General features: G+C 65.5%; 17 protein-coding genes. 6 read left to right on the plus strand and 11 right to left on the minus strand.

All coding sequences use genetic code 11. From position 1 onward, the window contains the following. Nucleotides 1-61: 61 nt before the first annotated feature. The gene (locus B3446_RS07705; RefSeq protein ID WP_291379434.1) at nucleotides 62-820 is read right to left on the minus strand and encodes a TSUP family transporter; all 759 of its coding nucleotides are present in this window, start codon (nucleotides 818-820) and stop codon (nucleotides 62-64) included. Between the two features lie 81 nt (nucleotides 821-901). Further along, nucleotides 902-2,131: an MFS transporter gene (locus tag B3446_RS07710; protein ID WP_291379532.1), complete on the minus strand. Its 1,230-nt coding sequence runs from the start codon at nucleotides 2,129-2,131 to the stop codon at nucleotides 902-904. A 115-nt stretch (nucleotides 2,132-2,246) separates the two neighbouring features. Between B3446_RS07710 and B3446_RS07715 the strand changes: the two genes are divergently transcribed. Further along, nucleotides 2,247-3,107 (plus strand): AraC family transcriptional regulator, encoded by an 861-nt coding sequence (locus tag B3446_RS07715; protein ID WP_291379436.1) that lies wholly within the window; start codon nucleotides 2,247-2,249, stop codon nucleotides 3,105-3,107. Nucleotides 3,108-3,275: 168 nt separating this feature from the next. Further along, nucleotides 3,276-4,259, plus strand: coding sequence for a Bug family tripartite tricarboxylate transporter substrate binding protein (locus B3446_RS07720; RefSeq protein WP_291379438.1), 984 nt, complete (start codon nucleotides 3,276-3,278; stop codon nucleotides 4,257-4,259). A gap of 27 nt (nucleotides 4,260-4,286) precedes the next feature. Here the strand turns inward: B3446_RS07720 and B3446_RS07725 are convergent, their stop codons facing one another. The 6 genes from B3446_RS07725 to B3446_RS07750 form a co-directional block, all read right to left on the minus strand. Next, a complete protein-coding gene (locus tag B3446_RS07725; protein WP_291379440.1) occupies nucleotides 4,287-6,422 on the minus strand; it encodes an acetate--CoA ligase family protein in 2,136 nt (711 codons plus the stop codon). Between the two features lie 12 nt (nucleotides 6,423-6,434). Further along, nucleotides 6,435-7,430, minus strand: coding sequence for an acryloyl-CoA reductase (locus B3446_RS07730; RefSeq protein ID WP_291379442.1), 996 nt, complete (start codon nucleotides 7,428-7,430; stop codon nucleotides 6,435-6,437). Between the two features lie 18 nt (nucleotides 7,431-7,448). After that, entirely contained in the window at nucleotides 7,449-8,618 is a 1,170-nt protein-coding gene (locus tag B3446_RS07735; RefSeq protein WP_291379444.1) for an acyl-CoA dehydrogenase family protein, read from the minus strand. A gap of 3 nt (nucleotides 8,619-8,621) precedes the next feature. Continuing rightward, entirely contained in the window at nucleotides 8,622-9,593 is a 972-nt protein-coding gene (locus B3446_RS07740) for a Bug family tripartite tricarboxylate transporter substrate binding protein (RefSeq protein WP_291379446.1), read from the minus strand. 20 nt (nucleotides 9,594-9,613) lie between these two features. Beyond that, nucleotides 9,614-10,597, minus strand: a complete 984-nt coding sequence (locus B3446_RS07745; protein WP_191577886.1) for a Bug family tripartite tricarboxylate transporter substrate binding protein — start codon at nucleotides 10,595-10,597, stop codon at nucleotides 9,614-9,616. Nucleotides 10,598-10,659: 62 nt separating this feature from the next. Beyond that, the gene (locus tag B3446_RS07750) at nucleotides 10,660-11,826 is read right to left on the minus strand and encodes an acyl-CoA dehydrogenase family protein (RefSeq protein ID WP_291379449.1); all 1,167 of its coding nucleotides are present in this window, start codon (nucleotides 11,824-11,826) and stop codon (nucleotides 10,660-10,662) included. 193 nt (nucleotides 11,827-12,019) lie between these two features. On the opposite strand from B3446_RS07750, the gene B3446_RS07755 reads away from it, so the two are divergent. Next, complete coding sequence (locus B3446_RS07755; RefSeq protein WP_191577884.1) at nucleotides 12,020-12,817, plus strand: IclR family transcriptional regulator; 798 nt, start codon at nucleotides 12,020-12,022, stop codon at nucleotides 12,815-12,817. Beyond that, entirely contained in the window at nucleotides 12,807-13,580 is a 774-nt protein-coding gene (locus B3446_RS07760; RefSeq protein ID WP_291379450.1) for an IclR family transcriptional regulator, read from the plus strand. The genes B3446_RS07755 and B3446_RS07760 overlap by 11 nt, the downstream gene beginning before the upstream one ends. A 90-nt stretch (nucleotides 13,581-13,670) precedes the next feature. Here B3446_RS07760 and blaOXA read toward each other — a convergent pair whose 3' ends face one another. Continuing rightward, nucleotides 13,671-14,561 carry a class D beta-lactamase gene (blaOXA, locus tag B3446_RS07765; protein WP_291379452.1) on the minus strand — a complete coding sequence of 297 codons (891 nt, stop codon included), beginning with the start codon at nucleotides 14,559-14,561 and terminating at the stop codon, nucleotides 13,671-13,673. Between the two features lie 275 nt (nucleotides 14,562-14,836). Between blaOXA and B3446_RS07770 the strand changes: the two genes are divergently transcribed. Then, complete coding sequence (locus B3446_RS07770) at nucleotides 14,837-16,264, plus strand: hypothetical protein (protein ID WP_291379453.1); 1,428 nt, start codon at nucleotides 14,837-14,839, stop codon at nucleotides 16,262-16,264. 22 nt (nucleotides 16,265-16,286) lie between these two features. Here the strand turns inward: B3446_RS07770 and B3446_RS07775 are convergent, their stop codons facing one another. Continuing rightward, a complete protein-coding gene (locus B3446_RS07775; protein ID WP_291379454.1) occupies nucleotides 16,287-17,837 on the minus strand; it encodes a hypothetical protein in 1,551 nt (516 codons plus the stop codon). Between the two features lie 244 nt (nucleotides 17,838-18,081). On the opposite strand from B3446_RS07775, the gene B3446_RS07780 reads away from it, so the two are divergent. Continuing rightward, a complete protein-coding gene (locus B3446_RS07780) occupies nucleotides 18,082-19,029 on the plus strand; it encodes an alpha/beta hydrolase (RefSeq protein ID WP_291379456.1) in 948 nt (315 codons plus the stop codon). 90 nt (nucleotides 19,030-19,119) lie between these two features. Here the strand turns inward: B3446_RS07780 and B3446_RS07785 are convergent, their stop codons facing one another. Continuing rightward, nucleotides 19,120-19,587: a YybH family protein gene (locus tag B3446_RS07785; protein WP_291379458.1), complete on the minus strand. Its 468-nt coding sequence runs from the start codon at nucleotides 19,585-19,587 to the stop codon at nucleotides 19,120-19,122. Nucleotides 19,588-19,592 lie beyond the last annotated feature (5 nt).

The following is a 19,592-nucleotide window of genomic DNA, read 5'->3' on the forward strand; positions in this document are numbered from 1 at the left end:
CATCGCGGTCCCGCCTGGTACTGACCGCGGCTGCGGACAGTTGAATCGAATCGCCTGGTCGCTACGTCGTTTGAAGAACGGACATCGACGAGACGCTCATGATGATTCCAGTTGCGGCAAGCAGTGTGCGCACAAGCAACCGCAGCACTACTGGCGAGAACGGAGGCGGCCTGCGTGCGGTCAATATCGTGACCAAGAGCACGATCGGCACGGCCATGATCGTCAATTCGAATGACAGCTCGGTGAAGCCGATCGTCGGCATCATGACGGCGAATCGAATCAGTCCGGCGGCGCCGTTGAGGAACATCAGGGATTCCCGTGTTCTAGCCAGATCCCAAGGCTGCCGGTACAACAGGAATACAAGCGGCGGCCCGCCTGCGGCGAATAGACCGTTCATCAGACCGGAAAGAAATCCGATCGCAAGAAAAGCGCCTGGCGCAGACTCAGCGGCCCGCGGTTGGTTGCTCCGCCCCAACATCCAGGCGCAATAAATGATGCTCAGGCCGAGCAGAAGACGCAGTAGCTCATAAGCGTTCCCCATGATCCACGCCAGGGCCGCTATCCCCAACATCGTGCCTAGCATGCTGGCAATCAGGAGCGGCCACAATTTCCGGTCCAGCCGTAATGCTCGCCGCCTGTAAAGAAACACGGCCGCGTTGACCACTGCAATGATCGAAACCGCATTGACGACATCTGGCAGCGGCAAGATTCCGGCGGCGCCGGTGAGGCCGAGCAGGACCAGAGCGAGCGCGAAGCCCGTCAGGTTCTGCGCGTACACGGCTACCGCGACGAAGACGAGGAACAGCATGCTGTTCAGCATGGCTCAAGCTCCTCGTCGCGACGGATTGACGTCATGTCGGCGCGCGCCGGTCAAGCGTGAATCTTTTGTGAATGCGCGGCTTCATCGGCTCAGAGCGACGGCCTTTCTACGCATGGCAACGCCCAGGGCGGCGACGGACAGCGCCAGTGGAATGAATGACACCCACAGCACGGTGTTCCAACCGAACGCCGACAGCAGGCCCCCGGATGAGAAGGAACCGATTGCCATCAGGCCGAAGACGATGAAGTCGTTCAGGGACTGGACGCGGGTTTTCTCCTCCGGCCGATGGCATTCCAGGACCAGCGCGGACGCGCCCAGAAACCCGAAGTTCCACCCCACGCCGAGCAGGACCAGTGACCACCAAAAGTGCATGACGTCGATACCTCCCAGGCCCACCGCGGCCGCCACGCCAATCAACACGAGGCCCATGGTGGCGACCCGTCCTGCACCGAAGCGGGAGATCAGTCTGCCGGTGAAGAAACTTGGCGCGTACATGGCAATGACGTGCCACTGCAGTCCCAGGTTGGCGGACTCCTGCGAGTGGCCGCAGATGTGCATTGCCAGCGGTGCGGCCGTCATGAGGAAGTTCATGAGCATGTATGAGACCGCGCCAGCGATCACTGCGGCGATGAACCGCGGCTGCAGCGCAATCTCGGAAAGCGGGCGCCCGCCTGCGACCTCCGCGGCAGTGGGGGCGGGCAATCTGACGCCGACAAGAATGAACGCGGAAATCGCAGCAACCGCCGCTTGCGCCAGAAAGGTGGCGGCAAACATGTGCGGCGGCCACAGGTTCATCGTCCAGGTGACGAGTTGTGGCCCGACGACCCCGGCGGCGACGCCACCCGCCATGACCAGGGATAGCGCGCGCGCCCGTCGCTTGGGTTCCACGCCGTCCGCGGCGGCGAAGCGGAACGACAGGACCACTGCCGCATAAACACCGCCGAAGAACGTGGCCAGGCTGAATAGCCAGAAGCTTCCGATCATGACCGCCAGCATCGCCAGCAGACCGGTGAGCACGCCAGCGCCGGTGCCCAGCAGAAATGCCGCACGCCTGCCGTGGCGCCGGGCGACGGCGCCCATGGGCAGCGTGCATGTCGCCATGCCCACCACAAAAATGGAAATCGGCAGGGTCGCGAGCATGGGCGTCGGGGCAAGCATATTGCCGACGATGGAGCCGGTTGCATAAACGACCACCGAATTCGCGCCCGCCAGGGCCTGGGCGGTGGTCAGTCTCCAGATATTGCCTTGCTGAACGCTCTCGGGCAGAACAGCAGGGCGATCATGCCCTGGGGAGGCGCTACGTTGTGTCATTGCGGTGAAAGGCGTGGGACGGGATAGGTGAGCTGGCATTACAACGCAAAGTTACGTAGGCGATCTATCGACAGATTGCCAAGTTATATAGAATCGGCGACATATGAATGCGCTCATGCAGTGGAAAGCCATTACGGCCCCCGCGGACGTCCGGCCGCCGGCGCCTATGACCATGCGGGTGCAGTCCATTGGCGCGCGGGATTACTTCGCCGCGCATACGCATGAATGGCACCAGGTCGTATACGCCGTCTCTGGCGTCCTCATGGTCACGGCAAACGACCGTTCTTTCGCCATATCCCCAAACCAGGCCGCCTGGATTCCGTCTGGGACAGTTCATAGCGTCGGTTCTTTTCTCGGCGCCGAGTACCGCAGCCTGTGGCTTGCCGACCATCCCGGGGGAACGCTTTCCGAGGGCGGGGTGGCGGTCTTTGGCGTGTCTGCGTTGTTGAAAGCGTTGATCGTTGAGGCGGCGGCAATTCAAGGGCGCTCGGACGAAGGCGAATATTTCGGTCGGGTATACCGGTTGGTGCTCGACCAACTCTGCCGTGCCAACCCGATTTCATTGGTGCTGGCGTGGCCGGCGAGCGGCCCGCTATTGACCATATGCGAAGCCTTGTACAACCGGCCGGCCGATCAAAGGGGCCCGGATGATTGGGGCAGGGAGCTGGGAATGTCCGGGCGGACGTTGGCCAGGAAGTTTCTTGCGGAAACCGGGTTGACGCTGCGCGATTGGCGGCGCCGGCTGAAGTTGTTCAGAGCCATCGAGCTATTGGAGAGCGGTCTCGACGTAACGGGGACTGCATTGGAACTCGGCTATGGTTCCACGTCGTCGTTCATCTTTGCGTTCCGGACGGAGATGAAGTGCAGCCCGATGGCGTACATGCGAGCGCGGGCGCCATACCGTGAAGTTGCGCCCACATCCGCTCAGAAGGTGGAAGTCAGTGAGCAGCGCGACAACGAGGCGCCTCGCTCGTAGCCGGGGAATTAGGGTTATTCCGGGATTCTTTATGCTTAAACTTTTGTGAAGAATGGGCGGCGGATGCAGGGCCGCCGCTGCGATGAGGCATGAGGGCGGCTCACCGTGGTGCGGCACGAGACGCACCGTGCTCGACATTGCGGGGTGACGCCCCATCTGGAGAATCGCATGCTGCTGCGTAGACGTTGTCTGGCCGTGATGATGCTGGCGCTGACTGGCTGGGCGACGGGCAGCCATGCGCAAACGCCGGCTCAGGCCTGGCCCACCAAGCCCGTGCGCCTGGTCGTGGGATTGGCGCCGGGCGGGCTGGTCGACGTGCTGGCGCGCACCGTGCAGCCGCACTTGGCCGAGGCCTTGAAGCAGACCGTCATCGTGGAGAATCGTGGCGGTGCGGGCGGCAACGTGGCGGGCGCCGAGGTGGCGCGCAACGGAAAGGACAACCACTCCTTCCTGCTCAACCCCTCGACGACCGAGTCGGTCAACCCGCTGATGTTCGCCAACATGCCGTTCGATCCGCAGCAGGATCTGCGGCCGGTTGGCTTGCTGGCCAACAGCCAATTGTTCCTGTTTGTCCGGTCCTCGCTCGGCGTCAACACGCTCGAGGAGTTCGTGGAATACGCGCGCAAGCGGCCCGATCCGCTCAATTACGGATCCGCCGGCAACGGCACGACGCCGCATCTGGCCGGCGAGCTGCTCAAGCAGGCGACGGGCATGCAGGCGACCCATGCGCCGTATCGCGGCGTGGCGCCGGCGATACAAGACCTGGCAGCGGGCCAGATCGACTTCGCGTTTGGGCCTGCGACGGTCTTTCCCATGGTGCAGGCGGGCAAGCTGAAGGTGCTGGCGGTAGCGAGCCGGCAACGCGCTGCCGTGGCGCCCGACATTCGAACGTTCTCCGAGGTGGGCATCGACGGTGTGTTCGCGGACAGCCTGTTTGGCGTGTATGCCGCCTCGGGCACCCGCGATGATGTGGTCGAGCGCATGAACGCCGAACTCAACAAAGTGCTTGCGCGGCCGGACATCCAGAAGCGCTTTCTGGATGCGGGCGCCGAAGCAATACCGCTGAGCGCGGCCGATTATGCCGCGCGTGTGCAGGAAGAAAAGAAGCTGTTCGCCCCGTTGATGAAATCGCTGGGGTTGAAGGAACAGTAGATAGCCCTGGCCAGAGTGACCCGTGCGTCATGCCGGCCTGCCTTCCCGAATCACCACCGCGTCCAGCGCCATCGCTCCCTGACCCTCGGGAAGCGCGAGCAAGGGATTGATTTCGATCGATCTGAAATCTCCCGCGCGTGCATGCGCGAACCGGGACAAGGTGGCCAGCGCGTCGGCTAGTGCATCGACATCGCACGGGGGCGCGCCGCGCGCGCCCTGCAGCAGGGGGAAGCCCTTGATCTCGCGAATCATGGCCAGCGCCTCATCGCGGTCAAAGGGCGCCAGCCGGAAGCTGACGTCCTTGAGCACCTCGACGAAAATGCCGCCCAGTCCGAACATGACCACGGGCCCGAACACCGGGTCGCAATGCACGCCAGCGATGCATTCCACGCCCTTGGGCGCCATGGGCGCGACGAGCACGCCCTCGACGCGGGCGTCCGGCCGAAGCTGGGTCACCGAGGCCATGATGTCGGCGTAGCTGCGCCGCACAGCGTCCTCGCCCAGGACGTTGAGCTTGACGCCGCCGACGTCGCTCTTGTGCGTGATATCGGGCGAGACGACCTTGAGCACCACGGGATTATCCTGGTTCGCCGCGCAAAAGCCGGCGGCAGCGCGCACGGCTGCGTCGGCGTTGGCTGCCAGCGTGCTCGGGGAAGCCGGCATGCCGGCGTCGCGCAGCAATTCCATGGCCTGGATTTCTGTATAGGTATCCCGCAGCGGCGCACTGTTAGCCGTGTCCGGGGCGGGATCCGCTTGCGTCGTTCCGTGGCCGGTATGGGAAGCCATTGCGGCCACCGCGGCGATCGTGCGGACGGCGGCGCTGGGATCCGGGAAGACCAGGCAGCCCAGACGCTCCAGTTCGCGCCGCCGTGCCGGCGGGAACAGGGCGCTGATCGCCAGCGGCACGTCGGGATGGCGCGCCTGCATCTGCCGTGCGAATGCTTCGAAAGTGGGCCACAGCGCTTCGGACGATCCCGCGGCGGCCAGGAAGACTGCCAGGGCATCGTAGCGGCCGTCGGCCAGCATGTCGTCGGCGGTGGCCAGCAGCAGCCCGGGTTCGGAGACGGCCTGGCCGGTGACGTCGACGGGATTGCGGCCGCTGGCAAAGGGCACGCGTTCCAGCAGCCTGGCCTGCGCGTCATCCGCCGGTTCGGGCAGCGTCAGTCCGCTGTCGGCGGCTTCATCGGCCATCAGCGCGCCCACGCCGCCGGAGATGGTGAAGATGCCCAGGCGGCGGCCTTGCGGCGGTTGCTTCCAGGTGTCCAGCGCGTAGCCCAGGTTGAAGAATTCCTCGATGGTGCGCGCGCGCAGGGCGCCGTACTGGCGGAACAGCGCGTCGTAAACGGCGTCGTCGCCGGCCAGGGCTGCCGTGTGCGAGGCGGCGGCTTGCGCGCCGGCCTGGGTGCGGCCGATCTTGGTCACAACCACGGGCTTACCGGCAGCGCGCGCCGCGGACAGGGCGCGGCGCAGCTTGGCGCCGTCGCGGCAGCCTTCCATGTAGGCCATGATGACGCGGGTATGCGGATCGCCGGCCAGCCATTCGATGCAGTCCGCAACGTCGATGTCGGCCTCGTTGCCGGTGCTGATCCAGTGCGACAGGCCAAGGCCGCGCTCGCGCGCCATGCTGTAGGCGTAAGCGCCGAACGCGCCGCTTTGCGTCACCATGCCGATGCCGCCGGCGGCGACGACACCGTTGGCGGGCGCGGGCGAGAACGTCGCGTAGACGTTGCGCCGCACGTTCATGAAGCCCAGGCAGTTAGGTCCCAGCAGCCGGATGCCGCGCTCTCGCGCGATGGCGCATAGCCGGTCCTGTTCGGCCGCGCCTTGCGCGCCGGTTTCGGAAAAACCGGAGGTAAACACCACGGCCGCGCCTACCTGGCCCGGGCGGGCGCGTTCAAGCGCCTGCGCGGCGTGGGCGGCGGGCACGGCCAGAATGGCCAGGTCGATGTCCGCGTCGAGTGCATCCAGGCCGGGCACGGCCGGCAGGCCAGCGATGGTATCCGCGCGGGGATTCACGGGGACGATGCGGCCGCCGTAGCCGTGCTGCAAAAGCAGGCTGACGGGCATCGCGCCGATCTTGCCGGGCGTGGCCGAGGCGCCGACGATGGCAATCCCTTGCGGATCGAAGAGGCGGGAAAGGGAGGAGAGGGCAGACGGGTTCATGGATATCGGCGTTCAGGAGTAGCGGACGACACTGCGGCCGGTGCTGCCGCGTTCAAGCATGGCGGCAAGCGCCTGCGGCAGCTCGCGGGGTTCGAGGACGCGCGCGATCAGGTCCAGGTGCGCGGGGCGGTATTCACCGGCGAGCTTGTTCCAGACCGCGCGCCGCAATGGCATGGGGCTGTTGGCGTTGATGCCCAGCAGCTTGATGCCGCGAAGGATGAAGGGGATGACCGAGGTGGGTAGCTCGGCGCCGCCCGCGTTGCCGAAGGCCGCGGCGACCCCGTCCGGCTTCACGCTCGAAAGGGCGTGGGCCAGCAGCGTGCCGCCCACGGCGTCGATCACGCCCGCCCAGCGCGCGCTCATCAGCGGCTTGATGCCGGCCGACAGATCGGGCGGGGCGATCACTTCGTGCGCGCCGAGCGAGCGCAAATAGTCCGTGGCGTCCGGCTTGCCGGACATGGCGCAGACGCGATAGCCGCGCTGGCTCAGGATGTCGATGGCGACGCTCGCCACGCCGCCCGTGGCCCCAGTGACGAGCACGTCGCCCTGCGCGGGCGTCAGTCCGCAGTGTTCCATCCAATGCAGCGACAAGGCGGCGGTGTAGCCGGCCGCGCCCAGCACGGCCGCATCGCGCAGGCCGATGCCAGCGGGCAGCGGCAGCACCCAGTCATGACGCACCCGCGCAAACTCGGCATAGCCGCCGTCGCAATCCACGCCGATGCCGAAGCCGTGCACGACGACCTCCTGGCCCGGCGAGAGCGCGGGATCGGCGGAACGCACCACGGTGCCCGACAGGTCGATGCCGCCGATGCGGGGGTAGTCGCGGACGATGCTGCCGCGTCCCGCCTGCGCCAGCGCATCCTTGTAGTTCAGGCCGGCGTAGGCCACCTTGATGAGCGTGTCGCCGTCGGACAACTGGTCAGCGGTCAGCGTCTCGAAGCGGCCCTGCGGCGGCTCGCCCGCCGCGCCGGCGTGCAGCCGGTAGGCCTGGAATCGGGGATTGTCCATCGTCGTCTCCATTGAGGCTCAGGCTTGCGCCATCAGCCGGCGCGCCAGCGTGGCGCGGTGCAGTTCGTTGGCGCCGTCATAGATGCGGAAAGGACGCATCTCCTGCCAGATCATCGACACGGGCGTGTCGTCGGACAGGCCTAAGGCGCCCATCATCTGCACCGCGCGGTCGGCCACGCGGTTCACGGCGTCGGACACGAAAACCTTGGTCATGGCGCTGTGCTGCTTGACCGACAGGCCCGCGTCCATGCGGGCCGCGCAGTCCAGCGTCATGAGGCGGCTGGCGTGCAGGTCGATGTGCGAGTCCGCGATCATCGCCTGCACCTGCTGCAGGTCCGCAAGACGCGCGCCGAAGGACTCGCGCTGCGTCACGTAGGCCTGCGCCGTCTCCAGCGCGCGGCGGGCACGGCCGATGTATCGCATGCAGTGGGAAAGGCGTGCGGGCTCCAGCCTGAGTTGCGCATGGGCCAGGCCCTGACCGGGCTCGCCCAGCACGGCGTCGTCGCCGACCTCGCAGTCCTGCAGCAGGATTTCGGCATGTCCACCGATCTGGTAGCCCGTGACCATCCCGATGTCGCGCACCACCCGGTAGCCCGGCGTGTCGGCGGGCACCAGGAACAAGGTGGCGCCGATGTCGCCGCGTGCCAGCACCAGGGCAAAGTCCGCGCCCACGCCGCCGCTGATGAACTGCTTGTGGCCGTTGAGCACCCAGCGCGAACCTCGCCGCTCGGCCCGTGTGCGCAGCATGGAGGGATCGGAGCCGGCGCCCGGCGCCGGTTCGGTCATGGCGAAGCAGGCCCGCTGTTCTCCCCGCACCAGCGGCGCGAGAAAGCGTTCCTGCTGGGTGGCGTTGCCCAGCCGCAGGAGCGTCAGCATGTTGGGCTGGTCGGGCGCCGCGCAGTGCAGTGCCGCAGGGCCCAGGAAACCCCTGCCGGCTTCTTCCAGCACCTCGGCCAACTCGCGCCAGCCCAGGCCGATTCCGCCCCATTCCGTGGGCAGCTGAGGCGCGTACAACCCGGCCTCTTTCGCCCGTGCGCGCAACTGGGCGACACAACGATCCAGCGCGGCCACGTCGCGGGCGATGGCTGGAGATTCGGCCGGTATCGCGACCTCGTCAACGAAGCGGCGCACACGCGCGCACAGGTCTGGCAGCGCAACGTCGGCGTGGCGATCTTGCGTACTTTGCATGGCTTATTCCTCGATCCTTACGCCCGCCTGCTTGACCACGGCGCGCCATCTGCGGGCTTCTTCGGCAATGTGCTGCCCGAAGGCTTCGGGCGTGCCACCGGTTGGCTGCATGCCCAGGCCGGTGAAATAGCTGCGCACCTCGGGATCGGCCAGCACGACGTTGATCTGGCGGTTGAGCTGCCTGATCACGTCCGTCGGCGTGCGCGCGGGCGCCATCACGCCCCACCAGGACGAGGCTGACAGCGGCACGCCAAGCTCGGTCAGCGTGGGCACGTCGGGCAGATCGGGATTGCGTGTCTTCGCCGCGATGGCGATGGGCCGCAGCCGCTGCGCCTTGACCTGTGCATACACCGGGGGAAGGTTGTCAAAGCTCATCTGGACCTGGCCGCCGACCAGCGCGGTGGCGGCCTCGCTGCTGCCCTTGTACGGAATGTGCCGCAGCGCAATGCCCGTCTCGTGCGCAAACTGCTCGCCCGCCAGGTGGGGAATGCTGCCCGTGCCGGCGGTGGCGTAGGTCAGGCCCTCCTGCGCGGCGGCGGCGCGCTTGAGGTCTTCCAACGTCCGCAGGGGGCTGGCCGCCGGCAGCAGCAGGTATACGGGTACGTCCGTGGCCGCGATCACCGGCGTCAGATCCTTGTTCACGTCGTAGGGCAGCTTGGCGTAAAGCACGCTGTTCGTTGCAAGATTGGCGGTGCCCATCAGCAAGGTGTAGCCGTCCGGCTGCGCGCTGGCCACGTAGGCGGTCCCGATCTGCGTGGCGCCGCCGGGCTTGTTCTCGACCACCACCGGCTGGCCGATCAGCGGCGCCAGTTTGCGCGCGATCATGCGCGCGGCGGTGTCGGTGCCGCCGCCAGCCGCGTAGGGCACAATCAGCCGCACCGGTTTATCCGGATAGGCGCCCGCCTGGGCGGCGCCCGCTGCGCTTAGCAGGACGGCGGCGCATAACGCGCGCAACGTTCGAAAGCAGGGTTGCATGGCGCTCTCCTGGCGTCGGCCTATTGGATGCGGGTGCCCGTGGACTTCACCAGCTTGGCCCACCAGGCGGTTTCATCGGCAATCTGCCTGGCGAACTCGGCCGGCGTGCTGGCCAGCGGTTCAGCGCCCAGCTCCTGGAAGCGGGCGCGCAGTTGCGGATCCTGCAGCGCCTTGACCACGGCTGCATGCACGCGCTCGATCACCGCCGGGTCGGTGCCGGCGGGCGCCATCAACCCTTTCCAGGCCATCACCACGAAGCCCTTCTGACCGGCCTCGTCAAACGTGGGAATGTCGGGCGCGGCGGTGGCGCGCTGGTCGCTGGGCACGGCGAGCGCGCGCAGGCCGCCCGCCTTCACCTGCGGGAGCAGGGCGGGCATGTTGTCGATCATGAAATCGATATGTCCGGCCACAAGGTCGGTGATGGCGGGACCGCTGCCTTTGTACGGGACGTGCTCGGCCTGGATGCCCGTCTGCTGCTTGAGCAGCTCGCCGGCCAGTTGCGCGGGAGAACCATTGCCCGGGGAGCCGAAGGAGAGCTTGCCCGGGTTGGCGCGGGCGTATTGCAGGAACTCCTGCAGCGTCTTCACCGGCATCGACTTTGTCACCACCATCAGGTTGTGCTCGCGTTCCAGGCAGGTGATGGGCGCCAGGTCCTTGGCCGGATTGAACGGCATGTTGGCGTACAGGCTGGGATTGACGACGGTGGGGCCGGCGGCGGCCAGCAGCAGCGTATAGCCGTCAGGGGCCGCGCGCGCCACGAAGTCGCCGCCAATGTTGCCGCCCGCGCCCGGTTTGTTTTCGACGATGACGGGCTGACCCAGGATGGGGTGCAGGGCCTCGGCCAGCAAGCGGCCGAGGATGTCGGTCGAGCCGCCGGGGGCGAACGGCACGATCAGGCGGATGGGCTTGTCGGGGTAGGCGGCCGCGGCTTGTGGCGGCAACGCCGCGCAGGCGAGGGCAGCGGTCAGCGCGCCGAGCCATTTGGGCAGGTGCTTGTGCAGCATGATGGAGGTCTCCTTTGGTTTGGCGGGCCGGCGGCTTCTGGTGGCCGTGGTCCCTGGGTGCCCTAGCGGCCGGGCATGTAGCCCGCCTGGGTCAGCGTGTGGCGGGCGATGGTCAATTGATGGATCTGGCTCGTGCCCTCGTACAGACGGAACAGGCGCACGTCGCGGTAGAAGCGCTCGATGCCGTAATCGGCGATGTAGCCATAGCCGCCGTGCATCTGAACGCAGCGGTCGGCAACGCGGCCGCACATCTCGGAGGCGAAGTACTTGCAGATCGAGGCGTTCAGCGTCACGTCCACGCCCGCGTCGCGTTCCCGGGCGGTTTGCAGCACCAGGGCGCGGGCGGCCTGGATTTCAGTCTGGCAGTCCGCCAGCATGGCCTGGATAAGCTGGAAGTCCATCAGGGGCTTGCCGAACTGCTGGCGTTCGGCCACAAAGCGCAGCGTGTCGTCCAGCATGCGGATGGCGGGACCGATGCACAGGGCCGCCAGATGAATGCGTTGCTTGTTCAGCACCTTCATCGCGGTCTTGAAACCAAGGCCTTCCTGGCCGCCGATGATGTTGGCCGCCGGCACGCGGCAGTCCTTGAAATGCACGGCCGACACGGGAGACCCGGCCTGGCCCATCTTGTCGTACGGCTGGCCGGTGGTGAGGCCCGGCGTCCCGCGTTCCACGATGAACGCGGTGATGCCCTTGGCGCCGGGCGCGTGCGGATCGGTGCGCGCCATGACGGTGAACAGACCGGCCAACGGTGCATTGGTGATGAAGCACTTTTCGCCATTCAACACGTAGTGGTCGCCGTCGCGCACGGCAGTGGTCCGCAGCGCGGTGGCGTCGGAGCCTGCCTGCGGTTCCGTCAGGGCAAAGCACCCGGTCAGTTCTCCCGCCGCCAGCAGCGGCAGATAGTGCGCTTTCTGCGCCGGCGTGCCGTCGGCCACCAGCGCCTCCGAGCCGATGCCCGTGTTGGTGCCAACGCGGGCGCGCAGCGCGACGGAACACTGGGACAGTTCCATCGCGGCCAGGATCAGCTCTTCGGTCGTCATGCCCGCGCCGCCATACTCCTGCGGAATGGAATAGCCGAACATCCCCTGTCCGGCCATGCTCTCGACCAGATCCTGCGGCACCTCATCCAAACGGGCGATCTCGGCCTCGCGGGGCGCGAGCTGGTCGCGCACGTAGCGGCGCAGTGAATCGAGAAATTGCGGGAAACCTTCGGGGTCCCTGATCATGGCGAGTCTCCGTTTTATCGTGGGCGCTGATACGTGCCGCGCCGTGTTCGAATCAGGCTAGCAAAAGGCCCGCAGATTTGAGACAAGTGTTTCGATATCTTGAACGGTATAAGGGTGGATGCCCGGGCAGGCTGCTCTATCATCGGCGGATACGTGGTGCGCATCCCGAGCGCGCCGGACCAGGACTACCCCTATGACCGCGAGCCCCGGTGAACGCCATGCCGACCCCGCCTTCGCCACCACGCTGGCGCACGGTCTGTCGGTGCTGCAGGCATTCCGGCATGGTGAACCTGCCCTCAGCAACCGCGAACTCTCGGACCGCACCGGCCTGTCCAAGGCCACGATTTCCCGCCTGACGACGACGCTGATGCAGCGCGGCCTGTTGCGCTATGACGCTGGGTTGCGGCGCTACCGCCTTGGGACGGCGGTGCTCTCGCTGAGCTATCCGCTTTTGGCGAGCATCAAGGTCCGTCAACTGGCGCGCCCGTTGATGAAGCGTCTGGCCGACGCCGCGGGCGGGTCAGCTTCGCTGGGCATGCACCACGGCTTGAGCATGGTCTACGTGGAAACCTGCCGCGGTCACGATGCCGTGTCGTTTCGCCCTGACATCGGCGCCTTGCTGCCGCTGCTGCCCTCGGCGATGGGGCGCGCATGGTTGGCGCAGGCGTCGCCCGGCGAGTCGGAACCCGTGCTGGCGGCGTTACGGCAACACGATCCCGCCATCTGGCGACGCCACGCGCCGGATCTGGCACAGGCGCAACGTGATTACGCCGAACACGGGTATTGCGTAGGGCAGGGTGATTGGCATTCGGACGTGCATGCCGTGGCGGTGCCCATGCGCACGCGCGTGGATGGCCAGACGCTGGTTTTCAATTGCGGGGTGCCGGTGACGCGGCTGCGGCCTGGCGATCTGCGTGGCCGGATTGCGCCGCGCCTGCTGACGCTGGTCAAGCGTGTGGAGAAGATGCTGGAGCAGCGCAATGACGCGTGACCTGGACCGCGAACTGACCACCACGCTGGCGCGCGGCATCGATATCCTGACGTGCTTCCGTGCCGACAGGCCGGTGCTGGCCAACAAGGACTTCGCGCAGCAGACCGGCCTGTCGCGTAGCGCGGTGGCGCGACTGACGCACACGCTGGTGACGCTTGGTTTTTTGCAGCGCGAGGGCGAACCGGCACGCTACCGGCTGGGCGCGTCGGTGCTGGCGTTGAGCTACCCCCTGCTCGCCAGCATGCAGATCCGCCAGCTGGCCCGGCCGTTGATGAAGCAGCTGGCCGACCATGCGCGCGGCGCGGTGTCGCTCGTTGTGCGAGACCGCTTGCAGATGGTGTATGTGGAGACGGCCCGCTCCAATGAGGCGCTGCAGACGCGGCCCGACATCGGCGCGTCGCTGCCGCTGCTGTCCAGCGCAGCCGGCAAGGCATGGCTGTCCCGGGTGCCCGACGAGGAACGGGCCGTCGTGCTGAACCAGCTGCGCGTGGCCGATCCAAGACATTACGCGGCGCACTTTCCCAATCTGGCCGCGGCTCGCCGAGATCTGGAACGCAAGGGCTTTTGCGGCAACAACCAGGAATGGCGGCCGGATGCCTACGGGTTCGCGGCGCCGCTGGGACGGCCGTATCAATCGCTGCTGTATGTCTTCAATTGCGGCGTGCCCACGCAGGACGGGCCTCACCGCGAGCGCGCGGGCGACATCGGGCCGCGGCTGGTTGCGTTGGCCCGCGAGACGGAAAGACTGCTTGGACTTGGCTGATCAGTGTTTCCCCGAGGGTTGTGCTTGCGACCCGAAGAACGCCAGGCCAACGCGTTGTGTGCAAATGGCGCGCTGAATCCGGCGTCGGCGCTATCTGGACTGACCAGAATTTGCAGATTGCGCGCGCTGCGGGGATAAAGCGGGAGGGGCAGACGACAGCAAGCCGAGGTCGCCAAATACACCGCGCACAATTTTCATGCGCGCAGCAGCATCTTGGCTTTTCTTGACGTCAACGTTGACCGCGAAATAGAAGACATCTCCCTGCCGCTCCAGATAGCCCACAAGCCAGGCCGTTTGCGTCGCGCCGGCTTCGCCAAATCCGGCCCATCCTGTCTTGCCGCTCAGACGGTAGTCCGGTGTCTGTTCCAGCACGAGCATGTCTTTGGTCAGTTGCACCGTTCGTTCGGACAGGCCCAATTGATTGACGTAGAACCGACGCAAGAATTCCACCTGCTCGTTCGCGGAGATTCTGAGCGAACCGGTTAGCCAAAATTTATCGATGCCGCCGGAAATGTCCCGATTCCCGTAGTTGAATCGGTCAACATAGGCCTGCATACGCTCGGGGCCGATGCGCCTGGCGATTTCCTGGTAATACCAGACGGCAGAGTTTTGTAATGCCGATTCAAGCGTATGGTTTTGCGCCCATGCTGCCGGCCACCACGGCTGGCGAGGTGCGCGCTTGCTGTCCCACTCGATTTCGTAATCTTTGCCTTTCGCTTCACCTGTTTCCAACGCAATGAGCGTATTGGGGATTTTGTAGGTGGAAGCTGGCAGATACCGTTGAGCGGCCCGAGCTTCGTCATGGCGCTGAAACGCTCCGGTCTGGCCGTCAAGAAGGACAAACGTTCCCTCGACCTGCTCCTCTCGAAATCTCGCGCCTATATCGACCTGCGGTAGTTCTGCATGAGCGCCTGCGGGCGCGAGCAACGTCATCAGCAACGGCAAGGCTGCTTTGGCAAAACGACGAAATTTCGACTTCATGTTATCTCCGTGTTTGTCATGCGGGATGCATGCGGCCGCCAGAATATGCGTCTGTCCAATCCGGGCCAATCGGCTCGCCGTAACCGCTGTAACATGGCGGATTGACTCGAAATATCCAAATCGATTTAGGCCGTCCCCTCCTTGTGAACGGCAAGCCTGCGCGGTATCAGTCGGTTTGGCTGCTGTTGAGAGTCTGGTATGCGCAGAAAACCGGTGAGGTGGCGGTACCCGGATCGTCATTGCAGGCTCGGTACCCGGGAAACTCCAACCTTCGCATGATTGTTTCCCGCGCTTTTCGTGATTTCGCAGCGTGGGGGGTCGAGGTGGGTTGGGGAAATTCCATTGACCTCCCTCCCGCACTGCTCAATGCTTCCCGTCGCAGCCAGGGCCCGTTCTGGATGACGCCAGCGCAGGCGGATAGGGTGCTGTGCTGCCGCGGCACGGAGCCTGCAAGCCTGGAACTGGTAGAAAGCTTTCTTGGTCCGAGGGGACATGCGCCCGCGCGCGCAGGCCTTCTGCAATATGTGACCCAGGACGGGGACTACTGGAATCACCTGACGCAGGCCATGCGGCTCGCGCGAGATGGCATGACGACGACGGGTATGAGTTGGGCTGCGAGCTATCGGGCCGCAGACCGGACGGCGCTGGACGACTTTCAGCGAGCGTTGGCCATACTCAAAGAGAGTCTCGCGTGGCGTCGTCACGGCAACGTAAGGCGCAGCGAGGCAGCGTTAAACAGGTTGGACAGAATTCTCCAGTCAGAAGCCGTCGGACCTTCCATGCCGACTTTGTCGGCAATGGCGTCGGTCGCCTCGGCCTGGAATAGCTATGCGCGCGGGGATATCCGGCAATCTCATGCCGGCCTTGACCGTCTCGTGTCAGACCCGTCTCTGTCGCCGGTCATTCGCTACAACCCCCGCGTGCGCTTCGAATACCTGAATTTGCGCGCCTTGCTGCACAAAGGCAGCGCTCTCGAAGACAAGAGTGCCGATCTGGTCTTGAGAATGAATGAGGCGGAGAAGGCGATTTGTGCCTTGTCGGAAGCACTGCAGGCCGCCTACGAGGCGGATTCTGTCGAGGCGGCTCAGGATGTGGCGGCAAATATCGGGTGGACGTTGTGGTTGTTTTGGCAACAGCGACTGCTTGCCGTACTCAACGACCAGGACGTGCATGTAGTCCAAGGATTATCGCTACGCTGGCTGGGGCTATCCGAATGGATATGCGACCGCTTCGGGGTCGGCGGCAGTTCCGTCTGGAATACGGTGTTCGTGCTCCGCATTGCGCGAGGTGGCTGTGACGACAGAAGCGGGGATTTGAAGCGCTTTCAAGCTCAGGCGCCCCTTCCCGTGGACAGAATGCTGGAGGCAGTCAAGCCGTTTGAAGCCGCCTTTTCGCGTGCGAAGGGCTACGAAGACTGGTCGAATGTCGCTGCCTTCACTCTTGAGGAAAATGACGCCGGCCGTGTTTTTTATGGTGCTCATCAAGTGGCCAACCTGCTGCTTGAATTTGTTTGGTATCGCAGCCATGGAAAGGGGCTGAATCATCACGTTTTCGCTGCGGTGGAGCGACTTGCGCACATAGTCCAAGGTTTGGCGCCGGGCCAGCGGCGCTTTTTCAGGGAAAGCCTCAAGGCCTTGCCCATGCCGCTCCAGATTGCCGCAAAGGATGCGACGGCCTCACGCGCCGCCAAGAAGCCGGCATGATTTGCGCTGCCGGCCTTACTTGTCAAAATTCCCGCACCTCATCCACCGCACGATCCAGCGCATCGCGATCCAGCGTGGCCGCGCCTTTACCGGCGTCCTCGATGAGCTTGGCCTGGACAGCGTCCAGGATGCCCATCAGCGCCACATAGATCTGGTCGCGTTCCACCGTTTCGATGAAACCGGTGCGCCGGTCGAGCGCGTTGAAGCCTTCGGTATACGCCCGCACGATCTCGGACAGGGCCGCCATCAACGCTTGCGCATCGGAGGCGTGGGTCACGGCGGCTTTCAGTGCATCGCTGCGGGTCCTGCGGTACAGCGCAGCGGCTTTCTTGGCCTGGGCGGCGGTGATGTGTTCGCTGCCGTCCCATTCGCGAAACGGATTGTCCAGGTTCGCGGCCAGCCATTCGGGCTTGCGGGGCTTGCTGACTTCCAGGTCCAGCCCTGCGGCCGCGGCTTTCTTGTAGTCCTTCTTGGCCTGCGCGAGGATCTCGGCGGGCATGCTTGTGAGCCAGAGCGATTGCAGCTGGGGCCAGGCGTCGGGCCCGGGCAGGCGGCACTCGGCAGGTGGGAACACGTCGTTGATCAGGATCATCGCCAGCTCGCGCAAGGCCGCCAGATGCTCGATGCCGGTGGCCACGCCCGGGGCGCCCCATACATACAGCGAGTGCAGGTGCGGAAAGACACGCGCCACTTCGGCGCAGTCCAGCGTCTTCATGCCGCGCAGCGAGATTGCGCCCAGACGCGTCAAGCCGGCGCCGGACCAGATCGCGTTTTCGCGTTCCAGCCGCAACCACATGCCGTCGTCTTCGGCGTGCACGACCAGGTCGGGATGCACCTCACCGCGCAGCGACAGTGTGTTCAGCCCATCATTCAAATAGAGCTCGCGCACGCCGCTCACGTCAATCGCGACTCGCCCGAACGAGGTGTCGCGCAGGTCGACGACCGGCTCGCCGAAGCTGGCGTATTCCAGTTCGCTGAGAATCGGCTTCGTGCGGGCCCATTCGATCAGCCCGGGCACGGGCGCATCCACGTGCAGCTTGATCAGCAAGGGCATGTCGTCGAACGCCGCGAGCGACGGCGCGGCGAGCAGCGCCTCGCTGTCCAGGCCGCGCATGGCGCGCGTGATCGTGCGGCCCGGCTGCGCCAGCACCACGGTGTTATCGGGCGTATCCGCGTGGGCGGCCGCTTTGAAACGCGCACGGACGCCGGCGTCGATCGCGTTCCAGCGGCGCTGGCTGTAGAGCTTGTCGCCACTGGACCAGCCGCCGGAATACGAGCGCGACTCCTCGGTCACGAGCGGATCGCGCCAGCCCACGTGCTTGGCGTGCGCGGGCACCGGCCCGCTGATCCACGTATGGTCCACGCGGTCGCGCCAGAAGTAGAAATCGAAGTGCGCCGGCCGCATCGCCGCGATGTCGGCGTCCCCGGGCAGCTCGCTGCCCACCCAATCCAGGCTCAGCACCGCGATCTCGGCGTCTGCGCCGTCACCCTTCACATGCGTGATCTGCGAGGCGGTGTAGGCCTGCAGTCGGCGGTTGAACGTGACGTAGATATCGCCGGGCGTGTAAGACATGCGGGGGCATCCGATAGGCTTCAAAGAATGGGCAGTATACGGTTGCGATCTGTCCCCATGGTCGGCGCTCCTGCGCCCTGTCACGCAAGTGCCGCCATCGCAGGCTGGGGGCAACACCCGCCTTGCGCCGCAGGTTAAAAGCATATGTCTGAATCGTATTTGGACTCCTGAGGCCGGCGTGTCCATACTGAGCGGTTTTGGCTGCCGCCGTCGGCCTGCCTTCCTTCATTGCATCGGACGCATCATGAGCACCCTGTCACCCGAAGTACAAGCCGTCCAGGCCTTGGGCCGTGAAGCCGGTGTCGGCACCCCCAACGTGCTGACCACCCCGCTGGATCAAGTGCGCCGGCAGGCGCGCGGCTATCAGATCTGGTTGGCTGGGGACGTGCCCGAGGTCGGGCGGGTGGTGGAGCATCGGCTGGATCATCTGCCGGTGCCGGCGACGTTACGGCTCTACTATCCCGCGGGCTCGGAGGGCAAGGCGCTGCCGCTGTATCTGCATCTGCACGGCGGCGGGTTTGCGCATGGTGATCTGGAAACCCTGGATCGCTGGAAACGCGAGATTGCCAATGAAGCCGGCATCGTGACAGGCGGGTTGGCGTATGCGCTGGCGCCCGAGGCACGATACCCGGTGGCGGTGGAGCAGGTGCTGGGAACGGTGCGCTGGTTGCATGGCAATGCGCCAGCGCTGGGCCTGGATGCCGGACGCCTGAGCCTGGGCGGAGAGTCCGCCGGCGGCAATCTGACGCTGGCCGCGGCGCAACGGCTGCGGGATGCGGGCGAGCCGCTGTTGCGCGCGATTGCGCTGATCTACAGCATGCTGTCGGCGCGCCGTGATACGCCTGCGCAGCAGGAACTGGGCGATGGCCGATTTGGGTTGTCGACCGACAAGCTGGATTGGTTCTGGCGCCAGTATGTGGCCGATGAAGCGCAATTGCAGGATCCTGGCGTCGCGCCGCTCTTGGGCAGCGTGCAGGGTCTGCCGCCCGCCATCCTGCAAGCCGCAGAGCTTGATCCCTTGCTGGACGACACCAAGGACCTGGCGCAGGCGTTGCGCGAGGCGGGCGCGCAGCCGTGGCAGAAAATCTACCCCGGCGTGCCGCACAGCTTCATCAGCATGACCCGCATCCTGCCTCAAGCGCAGGAGGCACGTTCGGATCTGGTGCGGCAGTTGCGACTGCTGCTGGCCTGAGCGCCTTGGTTGACCGTTCCTGATGCCACGACCACAGCGTCGCGGCATCAGGCCGGTGAGGGCGGCGTCTGAATCGGGGCGAGGTCGCGCTTAACTCCGAACCGGCTTGTTCCCGTGAGACACGCTGGGCGTATCGCGGAACAGCGACATGTGCGTGTGCGTCGCCACCCACGGATCGCCGACATTCTCGCGCGCGAACGACACGGTGGCGCGGCCCAGGCGATCGAAGCTCTTGCCGTCCGGGTGATAGCCGATCGAGTCCCACACCGCCGCACCGACGGCAAACAGGCGATCCGGCGACACAAAGGTCTGCACGTCGTCCAGACGCCACAGGAACTTGTCGATGCTGAACCACACGTTGCGCCACTGGTTTTTCTCGGCATGATCGCGGCCATGCACGAAGTTGGTGTACGTGCCGAACGCGACAAAGTCTTCCGCGAACAAGTGGCGCGCCGCCGCGTAATCCACGGCTTGGACATGGTCGGACAGTTCCTTGAACCAGGCGCGCACCGCGTCGGCGTCAGCCGGATCGACAGGGGTCAGAGCTTTAACAGACATGGTTT

It is taken from the genome of Achromobacter sp. UBA5777 (genome assembly GCF_002418565.1).
In the GTDB taxonomy this organism is placed as follows: domain Bacteria; phylum Pseudomonadota; class Gammaproteobacteria; order Burkholderiales; family Burkholderiaceae_B; genus Achromobacter; species Achromobacter animicus.

Excerpts from the sequence above, each read along its gene's own strand:
- B3446_RS07760 (WP_291379450.1), top strand. The coding sequence starts at position 12,807 with ATGACGCGTGACCTGGACCGCGAACTGACCACCACGCTGGCGCGCGGC.
- B3446_RS07735 (WP_291379444.1), bottom strand. The coding sequence starts at position 8,618 with ATGCAAAGTACGCAAGATCGCCACGCCGACGTTGCGCTGCCAGACCTG.
- B3446_RS07755 (WP_191577884.1), top strand. The coding sequence starts at position 12,020 with ATGACCGCGAGCCCCGGTGAACGCCATGCCGACCCCGCCTTCGCCACC.
- B3446_RS07775 (WP_291379454.1), bottom strand. The coding sequence starts at position 17,837 with ATGTCTTACACGCCCGGCGATATCTACGTCACGTTCAACCGCCGACTG.
- B3446_RS07715 (WP_291379436.1), top strand. The coding sequence starts at position 2,247 with ATGCAGTGGAAAGCCATTACGGCCCCCGCGGACGTCCGGCCGCCGGCG.
- blaOXA (WP_291379452.1), bottom strand. The coding sequence starts at position 14,561 with ATGAAGTCGAAATTTCGTCGTTTTGCCAAAGCAGCCTTGCCGTTGCTG.
- B3446_RS07705 (WP_291379434.1), bottom strand. The coding sequence starts at position 820 with ATGCTGAACAGCATGCTGTTCCTCGTCTTCGTCGCGGTAGCCGTGTAC.
- B3446_RS07720 (WP_291379438.1), top strand. The coding sequence starts at position 3,276 with ATGCTGCTGCGTAGACGTTGTCTGGCCGTGATGATGCTGGCGCTGACT.
- B3446_RS07725 (WP_291379440.1), bottom strand. The coding sequence starts at position 6,422 with ATGAACCCGTCTGCCCTCTCCTCCCTTTCCCGCCTCTTCGATCCGCAA.
- B3446_RS07770 (WP_291379453.1), top strand. The coding sequence starts at position 14,837 with ATGATTGTTTCCCGCGCTTTTCGTGATTTCGCAGCGTGGGGGGTCGAG.
- B3446_RS07745 (WP_191577886.1), bottom strand. The coding sequence starts at position 10,597 with ATGCTGCACAAGCACCTGCCCAAATGGCTCGGCGCGCTGACCGCTGCC.
- B3446_RS07710 (WP_291379532.1), bottom strand. The coding sequence starts at position 2,131 with ATGACACAACGTAGCGCCTCCCCAGGGCATGATCGCCCTGCTGTTCTG.
- B3446_RS07780 (WP_291379456.1), top strand. The coding sequence starts at position 18,082 with ATGAGCACCCTGTCACCCGAAGTACAAGCCGTCCAGGCCTTGGGCCGT.
- B3446_RS07785 (WP_291379458.1), bottom strand. The coding sequence starts at position 19,587 with ATGTCTGTTAAAGCTCTGACCCCTGTCGATCCGGCTGACGCCGACGCG.
- B3446_RS07740 (WP_291379446.1), bottom strand. The coding sequence starts at position 9,593 with ATGCAACCCTGCTTTCGAACGTTGCGCGCGTTATGCGCCGCCGTCCTG.
- B3446_RS07730 (WP_291379442.1), bottom strand. The coding sequence starts at position 7,430 with ATGGACAATCCCCGATTCCAGGCCTACCGGCTGCACGCCGGCGCGGCG.
- B3446_RS07750 (WP_291379449.1), bottom strand. The coding sequence starts at position 11,826 with ATGATCAGGGACCCCGAAGGTTTCCCGCAATTTCTCGATTCACTGCGC.